This window comes from Polyangiaceae bacterium (assembly GCA_015075635.1).
Classification (GTDB): Bacteria; Myxococcota_A; Polyangia; order Polyangiales; family Polyangiaceae; genus JADJKB01.
In genome coordinates this window covers 3,162,812-3,175,609 of record JABTUA010000001.1, presented here as the reverse complement: position 1 = coordinate 3,175,609, position 12,798 = coordinate 3,162,812, and the positions used below count along the sequence as shown (strand labels likewise).

The following is a 12,798-nucleotide window of genomic DNA, read 5'->3' as shown; positions in this document are numbered from 1 at the left end:
CTACTTGAGATTCGCCAGGATGGAGCTGCATTCTTTACCCGCGGCCGAGGTGGGCAGGAGCTCCTTGCACTTGCGCAGGTCCTCCTCCGCTTCGCCGCCGCGGCCGAGCTTCACCAGCACGCGACCCCGCCCGAGGTAGGCGTCCTGTAGCCCCTTGCACGCCGGGGCCTCGGTGGCGAGCGCACGCCCGTAGGCCTCGAGCGCCTCGGTGAGCTGCTTCTTCTTCTCGTGCGCGGTGCCGAGGCGGAAGTTGCCCACGCAGAACAGCGGCTGCGCGGCGACGCTGCGCGACAGGGCGTCGATGGCCGCGTCCAGCCTGCCCTTCTCCAGGTACGCCCAGCCGAGATTTCCCCAAGCATTTTCGGGGGTCTGGTACAGCATGTCCTCGGACAGCGGCTTCAGCACGGCGATCGCGTCGTCGTACTTCTTGGCGTGGATGAGCACCACGCCCAGCGTGTTCTTCGCCTCGCGGAAGTCCTCCTTCGCCTTCAGCGACGCACGGGCATACTTCTCGGCTTCGCCGAGCCTGCATTCGTCGGTGCCGGTGCTGCACAGGGCGAGGTAGATCAGGGCGACCAGGTGGGCTGCCTCGAAGTTGTCCTCGTTCAGATCCAGGGCCTTGAGCGCGTGATCGAGGGCCTGGCGCGGATTCTTCTGACGTAGGAACGCGTCGCGGGCGATGTCGTACTCCGACTCGCTCATCCTCTCCGGGTCCCCGCTCCCCGGGGTGTTCGAGCCCTTCCCGGTACAAGCGCCGACCGCGAGCAGGATCCCCAAGGCGGCAGCGTGCGAGAGCTTCATCCGGCGCCGGCGATAGCGCACGGCCAGAACCGAGTCAACGCGGCGCCCAGAACCTAGGTGCCGGAGATCGCAGAAGTCTTCTGGAGGCCCTCCTCGTCGCCGAGGATTTGGTCTCGGACCCCGAGCAGTCCGTAGAGCTCCCTCAAGGCGCCGGGGTCGGGCAGAACCACGTTCTCGTCCACGATCTGCACGTAGCCGCGGTCTCGGAGCTGCTGCACGATGCGCTTGACGCTGTCGACATCCAGGCCGACCCGCGCCGAGAGCTCCAGCGGGGAGACCGCGATTTCGACCGGCCCGTCGCCGTTGCCGGCGGCAGCGGCCTGCTGGGCCAGCTTGATCAGCGAGACCACCACCTTGGAGTGGGAATCCCGCAGCATCAGCACTTCGATCTGGTCCTCCGCGTCGCGAAGGCGTCGAATCAGCTGCTGAAGGACCCGACTGCCGACCGCGGCGTTGCTCGCCAGCACCTGCTGAAAGGTCGAGTGATCCAGCGCCAGGGCCAGACCGTCCGCCAGGGCGACGGCGGTGGAGTTGTGGGGTGCCCCCCGGACCAGGGCCGACTCCCCGAACAGGTCACCCGGCCGGAGCACCCGGAGGCTGCGCTCGACCGAGCCGATCTGCTTGATCAACCGGACTCGCCCTTGCTGCAGCAGGTAGGCCTCCACGGCCGGCGAGCCGTCCCGGAACAGGACGTCGCCCGCGGAAAACGGCCGGCCGAAGCGTGCGAGCAGCCTCTCCTGCTGTTCTTCGGGGCTGGCCACGGCGGCCAGTCTGCCAGCGGGACCGGGGCGAGGGAAGGTCAGTCTTGAAACGGCGAGGGGGGGAGCGCTTGGGGCGTTGCCCCGGAGTCGCGGACGTAGAGCGGCTCTGGAATCGACTCGGCGGGCTCGAGCTCGGCCGCGAGCACGGCGACCCCACGCGCGTCCGGTAGGTCGGTGCTCTCGGAGCGGTACGCGGGCTCGGCGCCCAGCTCGGCCGCGACCTCCCCCAGGAACAGGGCGCCCGGGAAGCGAGCCCCGAGCAGGCGGAGGGCGTCCGCGCGGGGCAGGGCCTCGGCTTCGGACAGCGCAGCGCCGCTAGCGCTGAAGGCCTGCGCGAACACCTCCTGTCGTCGGGCGTCGAGCAGCGCCACGCGGATCGGGCCCGCTTCAGGCGGACAGGCCCGGGCCATTGCGGCGAGGGAGCCCACGCCGACCCACGGGATCTCGAGGCCGAGGGCGATGCCTTGGGCAAAGGCGATGCCGACGCGCAGCCCGGTGAAGCTCCCCGGGCCCATCCCGACGCCGACGCGCTCGAGGCTCTTCTTCGACCAGCCCGCTTCGGACAAGAGCTCGTCGAGCAGGGGACGCAGGCGCTCGGCGTGGGCGGCTTGCTCGGAGTGGGACCGGGCCGCGACGACCCGCGGTCCTTCCGCGAGCGCCACGGATCCGCGACGGGACGACGTCTCGATGCAGAGCAGACGCATCGCTCGACACGCTTACCAGAGCGCGGGCTCCCGCGCTATGACGCGCCTCCCATGCCGGCGGAGAGCAGGTTCGACCATTTCGCGAAGAGCTTCCTGGGACTCGGGCGCAAGGACCGCGTGCTCGGGGGAGGCAGCGAGCGCCGCGTCTATCTGGACACGACCGCGACGGCGCTGATGCCGGAGGTGGTGTGGCGAGGGCTCGAGGACTACTTCCAGGTCGCCTGCGCCAACAGCCACACCGAGGCGCACCGCGCCGGTCGCGACACCACCCGCGCCATCGAGGACAGTCGAGACGCCATCGGTCGCTTGGTCGGCTACCAGCCGGAGCGCGACGTGGTGTTGTTCACGGCGAACGGCGCCACCGGGGCTGCGAACTTCCTGGCGCGCGCGCTGTTTCCGTCGGAGCTCCGCTCGGTGCTCAAGCGCTTTCCAGCGGGACCGCCGCCCGAGCTCCTGCGCGCGCTCGGCGCTGGGTTGAGTGACAGCGGTCGCGCCGTGCTCGACGAGATGGTGGCTCGACCCCTGGTGGTCGTGACCACGATGGAGCACCACTCGAACCTGATCCCTTGGATGGAGGCGGTGGGTCACCACAACCTCCGCGCCGCGCGCGTGGATCCGGTGACGGGCGCGTTGGACCTCGCGGATCTGGAGCGCATCCTGGAGCAAGAGGGCCAGCGTGTGCGTCTGGTCGCGGTGACCGGCGTCTCGAACGTCACCGGCATCGTGAACCCCGTGCACCAGATCGCCCGACAGGCCCACGCCGTCGGCGCGCAGATCCTGGTGGACGGCGCGCAGTGGGTGCCTCACGCGCGCGTCGAGATGCACTCGGCGGATCCGGCTGCCTCCCTCGACTACCTGGTGCTCTCGGGGCACAAGCTCTACGCACCAGGCAGCCGCGGCGCGCTGATCGGCAGCCTGGAGACGCTGAGCGGGCGACGCTGCGTCACGGACGTGGGCGGTGGCATGGTCGAGTACGTCACCCTGCAGGACTTCGAGCTGAAGGACGACGTGACGGCCCGGGAGGAGGCCGGGACTCCCAACATCCCCGGCTCCATCGCCATGGGTCTGGTGGCCGAGGCTCTCTTGCTCATCGGCATGGACGAGGTGGCGGAGCGAGAGCACCGGCTGACCGAGAAGCTGGTGCGGCGGCTCGAGCGTGTGCCCGGCATCCGCATCTACGGCAGCACCGATCTCGAACGCTACCCGCGCGCCGGCGTGGTGTCGTTCAACATCCAGGGGCTGCACCACGGGCTGGTTGCGGCCTACCTGAACGACTTCCACGACATCGCGGTTCGGGACGGTTGCTTCTGCGCGCACCCGTACGTCAAGGCCCTGCTCAGGGTCGACGATCAGACCGAGGCCTGCTACCGCCAGGAGATGCTGTGTGGCGACCGGCGCAACGTGCCCGGCATGGTGCGCGCGTCGCTCGGCGTCTACTCGACCGAGGACGACGTCGAGGCGTTGGGCTCCGCCCTGGAACAGCTGGTGCAGCGCGCCGACGAGATGGTCAGGCGCTACTTCGGCGATCGGGATGGCACGTTCCGGCTGAGCGACGCCCCGCCGCTTCCCGGGAACTTCACCGTGGCGGACGAGGTCGAGCGCTGGCTCGGGGCCAAACTGCCGGCAGAGGCCCGCGGGGCGGGCGCCGTCGCCGGAGCCTGACGTAGACTCGGGCCAATGGCCCACTGGCAACACCGTCCCGAGCCCGCCTGGGAGAAGTTCTCCTTCAAACAACCCTACGCCCGCGGTCTCGGGCGCTTGCGCGACGAGGTGCTCGCGAAGACCGACTTCGACCCCGCGGTGCTCTGGCAGTGGGGCACGATGCAGGCCATGGCGCTGATCGAGCTCTTGAAGTCGGCCGAGGCGCGCTTCGGTGCCGAGGGTCAGGAGCTGGTCTACGCGGCGCTGCACAAGGTCGGCCACGACGTCGGGCGGCAGATCTTGGACGGCTTCGAGTGGCCCGAGGGCCTGACCGAGGCCGAGTTCGTCTCGTTCTACGCCACCGTGATCAACCGCATCGCCTACGCCTCGCTCGAGGAGCCGCGCATCGACGGCGCCGAGCGGGTCAGCTTCGACATCGTGTGGTGCCCGCACCAGGACCACTACGGCGCCTTCGACTGTCGAGTGCAGCGCTACTTCGTCCAGGGCATGATCGACGCGGCGCGCGAGGTGTCGGAGCGCTTCGGCTTCGACGTGCGCTTCGACTCGACCATCCCGGCCGGCGCGCCGACCTGTCACTTCACCCTGTGGAAGGCCACGGACGACGAGCGCAGCGCATGGGCCGACACCACGCGCTTGATCAACGAGAAGGCGCTCGCGCGCTCGAAGCGCGAGCGTCCCGGGACGTAAAGGCTTTTCCCGATTCGCTCCGCGTGGCTGGCGGCCCGAGCGGCGCTAGCGTAGAAGATCCCACCAGCATGGCAGTCGGTGGCGATGACGACCGGCTCGAGTACCTGCAGCGCTTGCCGGTGGGGCTCTACCGCACCACGCCGAGCGGAGAGTTCCTGTACGCGAACGACGAGCTTTGCCGCATGCTCGGCTATGCGTCCACCGCCGAGCTCCTGGAGCTCGATGCGCGCGAGCTCTACCTGGACCCGGCCGATCGCGAGCGCTGGCAGGCGGCGGTCCAGAGCGAGGGCAGGGTCACCGACTTCGACGTGCAGAAGCGGCGCGCCGACGGCGGCGTGGTGTGGCTGCGCGACAACGCGCGGGCGCTCACCGACGAGCGCGGCGAAGTCATCGCCTACGAAGGCGCGGTGGTGGACGTCACCGCGCAGCACCGAGCCGAAGAGGAGCTGCGCGCGAGCGAGGCCCGCTACCGGGCGCTGGTGGACGCCATCCCCGACGCCATCTTCCGCTTCGACGCCGACGGCAGGTGCGCCGACGCCCAGCTCGGGGCGCTGTTCCGCCTGTTCCCGCCGGCGCCCCGCTGCGTCGGCTCCCCGCTCGAAGAGCTCTTCGACCCCGACCTCGCGGCCGCCTGCCGCGCGGCGGCGGCGAAGTGCCACGACGGCGGGCCGGTGACGCTGGAGCACGCCTCCAGCGGACCGCGCGGCGACGCCTTCTTCGACGTCTGCGTCTCGGCCAGCGATGGGGGCGGGGCGCTGGTGTTGATCCGCGACGCGAGCGCCGCTCGCCGCTTCCGCGAGTGGATGGTGCGCAGCGAGCGCCTGGCGTCGGTCGGGGGGCTGGCCACCAGCACGGCCCACGAGATCAGCAACCCGCTCACCGCCGTCGTCGCCAACACGGACTTCGCCCGCGATCTGGTGTCGGCGTGCCGCGCGGAGTCCGAGCTTTTGCTCGACACCGCCGCCGGCAAGCGTTTGCACCAGCGCCTGGGCGAGGTGGCGCGCGCGCTGGAGGAAGCGCTTCAGGGGGCAAGCGGGATCTCCGACGCGGTCCAGGCGCTCAAGTCCGTCGCCGGCCCGGTCGACGACGTGCCCACCTCGGTCATCCTCGAGGCCACGCTGGAGACGGCGCTTCGGGTAGTGCGGAACCACATCCGCCACCGCGCCGAGCTGGTCAAGCAGATCGCGCGCTTGCCGCCGGTGTGGGGCAACGCCACGCGGCTCGAGGACGTGTTCGTGAGCCTGCTGGTCAACGCCGCGGAGTCCATCGAACCAGGGCGCGCCGACCAGAACGAGATCCACGTCCGCGCCCACGAGGCCGCCGACGGACGCGTGGTCGTCGAGGTCAGCGACACCGGCGCCGGCATCGCGCCCGCAGACGTGCCGCACGTGTTCGAGGCCTTCCACGCCGCCAAGCCCTCGAGCATCGGCAGCGGGATGGGGCTCTCCATGTGCCGCACCATCGTGTCCTCCTTCGGTGGCGAGATCGACGTCGTCAGCACCCCCGGGGTGGGCACCACCTTCCGGGTGGCGTTGCTCTCCGCCAAGAGCGCGCCGGCGCCTCGCCCGACGGTGCCCGTGCAGCGCCTGGGCTCGGGTCGCGGGCGGGTGGCCATCGTGGACGACGAGGCCATGGTGGGCAGCGCGCTCGAGCGCATGCTGAGCGGCCACCACGATCTGTTCGTCACCCAGTCGGCGCAGGCGATCCTCGACGAGCTCGAGCGCGGCGAGCGCTTCGACGTGATCCTGTGCGACGTGATGATGCCCGTGCTGACCGGGGTCGAGCTCCACAAGATCGTCGCCGAGCGGCACCCGGAGCAGGCGGCCGCCGTCATGTTCATCAGCGGTGGTGTATTCACGGACGAGATGCGTCGCTATCTCGCCGAGCTCCCCAACGTGACCTTGGACAAGCCGGTGACCGTCGGAAAGCTGCTCCGGGCCGTGGCCGAGCAAGTGGCTCGCAGCCGAAGCGCGGCGCCGGCCGCGGTCGAGGCGGGCTGACGGCCGTCATGCGTCGCGGTCTTCTCGCGCTCTCTTGGCCGCGCTAGGTCACCCGCCCATGCAGCCCTCGTCGCGCGAGATCGCCTCGCTCCGCCTGCAGAGGCTCTTGGGTTGGCTCGCCTTCCCCTGCGTGAGCTCCGCGGCCATCTTCTACTTGCGGGTCGTGCGCGGCAATCGCGTGAAGGACATGCCCGAGCTCCGGCGGCGCTTCCGGCAGGTCGCCCGCAGCGAGCGTCCGATCCTGATCTGCCCGAACCACCTGACGATGGTCGACTCGTTCTTCGTCCACTGGGCGCTGTGCTCGCCGCTCGACTATCTTCGCCACTACCGCCTGTTTGCCTGGAACGTGCCTGCCACGGAGAACTTCCAGCGCGGCGCGCTGCTCAAGCTGATGTCTTACCTGGGCAAGACGGTGCCCATCGACCGCGCCGGCAGCCCCGCGCACCACAGCGCGGTGCTGGCCAAGCTCGCGCACCTGCTCCGGCAGGGCGACCTGGTCACGATCTTCCCCGAGGCCGGGCGCAGCCGTAGCGGCCGCGTCGACGCGGAGCACGTCCGCTACGGTGTCGGCCGCCTGCTCAAGGACGTGCCGGACGCGCTCGTGGTGTGCGTCTACCAGCGCGGCGAACGCCAGGAGAGCTGGGGCTTCCAGCCCGCCCGCGGCGACCGCATCCACGTGGACTTCGAGCTGTGCGAGCCCAAGACGAGCTTCCGCGGGCTGCGCGCCAGCCGCGATCTGTCCCGTCAGGTGATCGATCGCATCAAGGCGATGGAGGACCGCTACTTCGCCGAGCAGGAGAGAAATGGTCGGGGCGCCGGGATTTGAACCCGGGACCCCCAGACCCCCAGGCGAGTCCGAAAACGCAGCCACGCCCGAGCATCGGGAGATCGGCGATCCGAGATCGCACGAGACCGCACGGCTTCGGAGCGCCGTGGGGCCATCCGGGGGCGATCCGGAGCTGTCCGAAGACGACTTGATCCAGGCGATCGGGCTCGCCACGAAGGCGCGCCAGTGGACCCTGGTGACCAAGCTCGGGGCCCAGCTCGAGGCGCTGCAGCACCGGGCCAGCGTCGTCGATCTGGGAGTGGAGCGCACAAGGCGCGGGAAGTAGGCTGGGGCCATGGCCAAGCCCAAGAAACCGCGGGCACCGGGCGAGGCGCTGGTTCGAGCGGCTCTGAAGCAGGCTGGCCTTCCGCCGCCGAAGCCCGCCGCGCCGCCGCCGCCGCGGAACGCCCTCGCTGACCGCGCCGACGCGCTCGCGGTGCTGCTTTCGGTCAAGGCGGACCAGCTCCGGAGCCGGCGCCTTGGCGACGCCCAGCGGGCAGAGGTCAAGGCCTGCGTCGAGCGTGCCTGGGGCGCGTTCTACGGCTGGGACGCGGACAGGGTGCGCCGGATGGTCCTGATCGAAGCGGTGGCCCACGCGGCCGCAGAGCAGAGTCAGGCCCTCGAGCTGCGCGACGCCGACCCCCGCTGGCGAAACGTCGAGGCCGACGTCCAGCACATCGTTTCCCAGATGGCGGGCATCGAGCCTCGCGCCGAGATTGGACCCGCCGTCGAGGCATGGATGCGTGGGCGCCGCGTTCGCGCCAAGAGCACCATGCCGAAGATGTGGGATGCGCTCGCCAGGCTTGTGCACGCCGCCGGTCTCGGGCGCGTGAAGGCTGTTTCGCTGCGCGTCGACTGGCAGAAGTGGCGTAGCAAGAGCGCGTCCCGAGTGTAGCTCGCGCGTCTACACACAGAGTCGTTGCGAGAGCTGATCTCGCATTGCGCGAACGTGTGTCCAGGCATCACGCTGGGCTCATGGCTCACAACGAACAACGACAGCGTGTGCAACGCGGGACTCGCGCGCCGGAGGTTCTCCGGGTTCGGGTCGCGCGATTGGTCGACGAGCTCGGGGCGCGCGGCGCCGCCCAGCGCCTGAAGCTGAGCCGGCAGGCCACGATCGCGATCGTGGCTGACCAGCCCGTGCTGCCGGGGACGATCGCTCTGGCCGAGCGGAGCCTTGGGATCGAAGCGGCCTGACAAAAGCGCAAACGCCGCGGCCTTTGCGGGGAGCGCGGCGTTTGCAGACCGACGAGACCAGATGAAAGTAGCTCACGAAGAGACGAACGACAAGGCCCGCCGGCGCGTGCTCAAGGACGGCCCCGCGCTCATGCCCGCGACGGTCTCGCAGTTGACGAGTGAGGCCGTGCTCGGAATCCCGGGCCGGCGCTTTCGCGAGTGGGTTGCCGCTGAACGAGTCGCACACCGCCGAATCGGAAAGCTGGTGGTGGTCGAGCTGACCGTGGCGCTTCGCGCGCTCCGCGCTGAACAAGACGAGCCGCGTGAAGAGAGCGGAGCCGCAGCGCTCCGACGTCGCGCAGGCCTCCGAGCCGTTGGAGGTTCCAGGTGAGCCTGCTCAACAAGGCCGCTGCGCTCCTGGCGCGGGCCACGCACCGGAACACGCCGACCGAAGAGGCGCGCACGACTGCGGTGCTGCTCGCCCGGCTGATCGTCGATCGCGGGCTCGAGATCCACGAGGCCGGTGTGGCCGACGAGCTCCGCGCCGTGCGCGTCGAGCTCGCGAGTCTACGCGCTAGCGCGGGACAGGACGCCGCAGCCCAATTCGCGGACTCACTGCGCATCACGTCGAAGCTCACGCAGAGCTGCAAGGCGTGCGGTGACGACGTCGACGAAGGCGCGCGATGCCAATGGGTGCGCGGCCACGGCGTCTTTCACTTGCGATGCTGGCAGCGGCAGCGGAGGGCAGCATGAGCGGCGACATGGAGCACATCGTCGCGGCGATCCCGCGGCCGGATGGCGGCGAGCTGCGCGTGCTGCGCCGCACGTTCCGCGGCAGCGCGCCGTTCACACAGCTCCACCGGTACTACCTCGACGAAGAGACCGACGAGCTCAAGCCAGGCAAGCAGTGCGTCACGCTGCGCGATGACCAGCTCGGCGCAGTGATCGACGCGCTCGGCAAAATCGCGCGCAAGGTCGGGACGCCGGCGCCGGCCGGTAGACCTCAGTCGCCACGCCGCCAGACCTCGCTCCCGCACGTGCCGCGCTCTGCGGCGGAACCGGAGCGGACCGCAGCAGAAGAAGCAGAGCTCCGCGAGCTGGAGGCAATTTTCTGATGCTTGTTGGAGTTGATCTGTCTAGTCGCGGCCTCGGGCTCGTCGCCCTGCCGCCGGCTTGGGATCTGGCGTGGCCTCGCATCGTGACGGCGCGGCTCAGCGAGCCCATGCGCCGAGGCGCGACCGAAGCAGAACAGATCGCGAGGCGCGCGCGGCTTGCTGACGGCGTGCTCCGATTCTGTGACCGCGTGCATGCCACGTCGGTCTGGATCGAGGGCTACCCTTTGAGCGGCCGCGTCCACGGTCTCTCGGGGCTCTGTGAGCTCGGCGGAGTCGTACGGGACCGCCTCGCCCACGTGGGCCTCGACGTGCGGACCGCTCCGCTCTCGACCGCGCGCAAGCTCGTGCTCGGCCGGCTGCCACGCGCCGAAGTGAAGTGGATCACACACGAGGTGTTGCGCTCGGTCGGCGCGCCCGCATCGTGGACGGGTGACGAGCTCGACGCCTTCGTTGCGGCGAACTTCGGCGCGAGCGAGCTCGGGGTGTGCTGCATCGCTTGTCCGGAGGTGGCGGCATGACCGAGATCACGGTGCTGCGCGATCGCTACGTCCGCGGCTGGCCGGCGCATGACGATGGCGAGCGTGCCTACGTGCTCGAACTCGGCACAGCGCTGGAGCGCCCTTACTCCACCGATGCGCACTTGACCGCGTACCGGACGCCGAATGGTAGGCGGCTCACCCGCGATGCACTCGATCGCGGTGTCGCTGTCGAGATGACGGCGGTCCTGTTCGACCTCGACGGGCCCGACCACCAGGCCACGCCCGAGTGGCGCCGTGAGACGCGCGAGCGTGTCCAGGCTCTCGCGACCGAGCACCCGTCGCCCTACTACTACGAGACCCGCGGGGGGGCGCGTCTGGTGTACATCCAGGCCGAGCCCACGGTCATCCGCACACACGACGACGCGCGCGCCTGGCGCCAGCAGATCGCCGTCGCCGTCGCGTACCTCGAGCGCCGTTTCGGGCTCGTCGCCGATCCGGGCTGCTCGGACTGGCAGCGGCTCTACCGCCTGCCGTGCGCGACGCGCGAGCCCGGCGGCCTGCCGGAGAATCTCCCGACCTGGGGAGACTCCCAGGCGATCGGAGCGCTCGAGATCCGCGCGACACACGACGACGTGGACACGGCCCGACGCGCGTCGAAAGCGTTCCGCGAGCCTCGGGTGCGCAACATCGAGAGCACGAGCGCGTGCGACGGGTTCGGGGTGCTCTACTGGGCGCTCCGCTTGCGCAACGACGTGATCGACGACCGGTCCAGCGGCGTGTACGTCGTGCGTTGTCCGCGCGAGCGCGAGCACACCACGGGCTCGACGGGTGACGGCTCGACGCTGCTCTACCTGCCGGACCGCCCCGGCGACGAGATCGGTCACGTGCACTGCCTGCACGGGCACTGCGCCGACATGACGCCGAAGCGGTGGCTCGCCGAATTCAGCGCGACCGAGCTTGCAACGGCGCGAGAGCGTGCCGGCGTCGCGAACCGGAGGGCCGCCTGATGGGCGTCGTGCAATTCCCGCGCGAGCAGCGCAGCAACGGAGCGGAGGCTCCCCCGCCGATGGACGACGACTGGAACCCGACCGACGCGGACGCCCCCGACGCACCGCCGCCCGAGAGCGAGCAGGCGCCGCGACCCGTGCGACCACCGCTGACGCCCTCGAGCATCGTCGCGACCTGGCGCACCGAAGGCCCCTTGCTCCGCGTGCCCACCGGGATAGCGCCGCTCGATGCGCTGTGCCGGGGCGGGCTGCCGGTCCCGTGGCGTGTCGTCATCGTGGGCGCTCCCAGCGCGGGCAAGACGGCGGTCGGGACCATCGCCGCCGACACGTTGGCGCGGAGCGCCGCGGACTCGGGTCTCTGCGTCGGCATTCTCGCCGTCGACGAAGAGCCCGAGGACCTCACGGTCAGGCTTGCCCAGATCGCAGGGTTCACGGTCGCCCAGCTCGAGCTCCGAGATCCCGAAGTGCTCGAGGACGTCGAGGCCGCCTTGTCCGGGCTCCGCGTGCGCTTCTACGACGCCACCCACACGATCGAGTCGGCCGCATCGGACCTGGCGCGCTGGTGCGAGGAGGAGCGGCGGCGAGGCATGTTGATGGTCGACTCGATGCAGGCCGCAATGTCGTCGGCGGCCGTCACGGCCAAGACGCCGCGCGAGATGGTCGAGGGCAACGTGCGCGCGATTCGCTGGGCCGTTTCCCACCACAGGCTACTCGTGGTCGCGACCAGCGAGGCAAACCGCGGGAGCTACCGGAGCGAGGACGCCGCCGACACCACGAACGACCTGGCCGCCGGCGCCGAGTCGAGGGCCATCGAATTCGGGGCGCAGACGCTCCTGATGCTCCGAACCCCGAAGGACGAGCCCGAGGTGATTCACGTGCGAGTGGCCAAGAACCGCCGGGCCGACCGGGGCGAATTCTGGCTCAGGCTCGACCGCGACCGACACACCGTGAAGGAGTGCAGCGACCCGGACGCCGATCCGGCGACGGCAAACGACCGCCGAGAGCAGCGCCGCGCCGCGGTCCGGGCTGACGTGCTCAGGGACGCCGAGACGCTCGCCGCCGTGCTCGTGCGCCACCCCGAGGGGTTGGGCGAGCTGGCGCTCCGGGCCGAGCTCAAGGCCGCCGGACACGGCTGGGGGCCCGAACGACTGGGCGCCGCCCGGGTAGCTCTCGCGGCCGGACACAAGGGCGTCCGACTGGTCGAGAGCCGGGGCGAACGAGGGCGACGATTGCAGCGACTCGAGAGGGTCGATGGAGGCTCCGATGCGTGAGGCTGTCGCTGGTGTCCGACACGGTGTCCGACACCCCCGCGTGTGTGTGTGTCGCGCTACCTATGGGGTAGCGACACATTCACACTGCACACGTTCGAGATGGGTGAGGGTGTCGCGACAGGGTCGCCGAAACCTCCCGGGCATCATTCCCCGGAAGTTCCTGGGGAGCCTCCGCCGCGCCCTGGGCGCCGCCGGCAGGTCTCCCGCGGGTCAAGGCGCGTGCATGCGCGCGCGAGGCGCCGTCGAGCTCGTGTCGGACGCTGCTCGATGCCGGCACGCCGAGGTGGCCAGCGCGCCGATCGCGGTGCA

General features: G+C 70.4%; 15 protein-coding genes. 12 read left to right on the top strand and 3 right to left on the bottom strand.

What is annotated here, in order from left to right:
- From HS104_14440 to tsaB, 3 genes are read right to left on the bottom strand one after another with little or no spacing between them, the layout of a single operon-like run.
- Positions 1 to 801, bottom strand: coding sequence for a tetratricopeptide repeat protein (locus HS104_14440; GenBank protein ID MBE7481168.1), 801 nt, complete (start codon positions 799 to 801; stop codon positions 1 to 3).
- A gap of 53 nt (positions 802 to 854) precedes the next feature.
- The gene (locus tag HS104_14435; GenBank protein MBE7481167.1) at positions 855 to 1,562 is read right to left on the bottom strand and encodes a Crp/Fnr family transcriptional regulator; all 708 of its coding nucleotides are present in this window, start codon (positions 1,560 to 1,562) and stop codon (positions 855 to 857) included.
- Positions 1,563 to 1,600: 38 nt separating this feature from the next.
- Complete coding sequence (gene tsaB, locus HS104_14430) at positions 1,601 to 2,266, bottom strand: tRNA (adenosine(37)-N6)-threonylcarbamoyltransferase complex dimerization subunit type 1 TsaB (GenBank protein ID MBE7481166.1); 666 nt, start codon at positions 2,264 to 2,266, stop codon at positions 1,601 to 1,603.
- A 51-nt stretch (positions 2,267 to 2,317) separates the two neighbouring features.
- On the opposite strand from tsaB, the gene HS104_14425 reads away from it, so the two are divergent.
- The 12 genes from HS104_14425 to HS104_14370 all read left to right on the top strand — a co-directional run bounded on the left by HS104_14425 (position 2,318) and on the right by HS104_14370 (position 12,489).
- Positions 2,318 to 3,928 (top strand): aminotransferase class V-fold PLP-dependent enzyme, encoded by a 1,611-nt coding sequence (locus tag HS104_14425; protein MBE7481165.1) that lies wholly within the window; start codon positions 2,318 to 2,320, stop codon positions 3,926 to 3,928.
- Between the two features lie 15 nt (positions 3,929 to 3,943).
- Positions 3,944 to 4,615: a hypothetical protein gene (locus HS104_14420; protein MBE7481164.1), complete on the top strand. Its 672-nt coding sequence runs from the start codon at positions 3,944 to 3,946 to the stop codon at positions 4,613 to 4,615.
- A 68-nt stretch (positions 4,616 to 4,683) separates the two neighbouring features.
- On the top strand, positions 4,684 to 6,615 hold the full coding sequence (locus tag HS104_14415; protein ID MBE7481163.1) for a PAS domain S-box protein: 1,932 nt from the start codon (positions 4,684 to 4,686) through the stop codon (positions 6,613 to 6,615).
- Positions 6,616 to 6,673: 58 nt separating this feature from the next.
- Positions 6,674 to 7,441 (top strand): 1-acyl-sn-glycerol-3-phosphate acyltransferase, encoded by a 768-nt coding sequence (locus tag HS104_14410; protein ID MBE7481162.1) that lies wholly within the window; start codon positions 6,674 to 6,676, stop codon positions 7,439 to 7,441.
- A gap of 106 nt (positions 7,442 to 7,547) precedes the next feature.
- Positions 7,548 to 7,727 carry a hypothetical protein gene (locus HS104_14405; GenBank protein MBE7481161.1) on the top strand — a complete coding sequence of 60 codons (180 nt, stop codon included), beginning with the start codon at positions 7,548 to 7,550 and terminating at the stop codon, positions 7,725 to 7,727.
- 9 nt (positions 7,728 to 7,736) lie between these two features.
- Complete coding sequence (locus HS104_14400; protein ID MBE7481160.1) at positions 7,737 to 8,336, top strand: hypothetical protein; 600 nt, start codon at positions 7,737 to 7,739, stop codon at positions 8,334 to 8,336.
- A gap of 158 nt (positions 8,337 to 8,494) precedes the next feature.
- Positions 8,495 to 8,638 carry a hypothetical protein gene (locus HS104_14395; GenBank protein MBE7481159.1) on the top strand — a complete coding sequence of 48 codons (144 nt, stop codon included), beginning with the start codon at positions 8,495 to 8,497 and terminating at the stop codon, positions 8,636 to 8,638.
- A gap of 366 nt (positions 8,639 to 9,004) precedes the next feature.
- The gene (locus tag HS104_14390; GenBank protein MBE7481158.1) at positions 9,005 to 9,370 is read left to right on the top strand and encodes a hypothetical protein; all 366 of its coding nucleotides are present in this window, start codon (positions 9,005 to 9,007) and stop codon (positions 9,368 to 9,370) included.
- Positions 9,367 to 9,732, top strand: coding sequence for a hypothetical protein (locus HS104_14385; protein ID MBE7481157.1), 366 nt, complete (start codon positions 9,367 to 9,369; stop codon positions 9,730 to 9,732). The genes HS104_14390 and HS104_14385 overlap by 4 nt, the downstream gene beginning before the upstream one ends.
- Positions 9,733 to 9,899: 167 nt before the next feature.
- The gene (locus HS104_14380; protein MBE7481156.1) at positions 9,900 to 10,250 is read left to right on the top strand and encodes a hypothetical protein; all 351 of its coding nucleotides are present in this window, start codon (positions 9,900 to 9,902) and stop codon (positions 10,248 to 10,250) included.
- Complete coding sequence (locus HS104_14375) at positions 10,247 to 11,218, top strand: hypothetical protein (protein MBE7481155.1); 972 nt, start codon at positions 10,247 to 10,249, stop codon at positions 11,216 to 11,218. The genes HS104_14380 and HS104_14375 overlap by 4 nt, the downstream gene beginning before the upstream one ends.
- Positions 11,218 to 12,489 carry a hypothetical protein gene (locus tag HS104_14370; protein ID MBE7481154.1) on the top strand — a complete coding sequence of 424 codons (1,272 nt, stop codon included), beginning with the start codon at positions 11,218 to 11,220 and terminating at the stop codon, positions 12,487 to 12,489. The genes HS104_14375 and HS104_14370 overlap by 1 nt, the downstream gene beginning before the upstream one ends.
- Positions 12,490 to 12,798 lie beyond the last annotated feature (309 nt).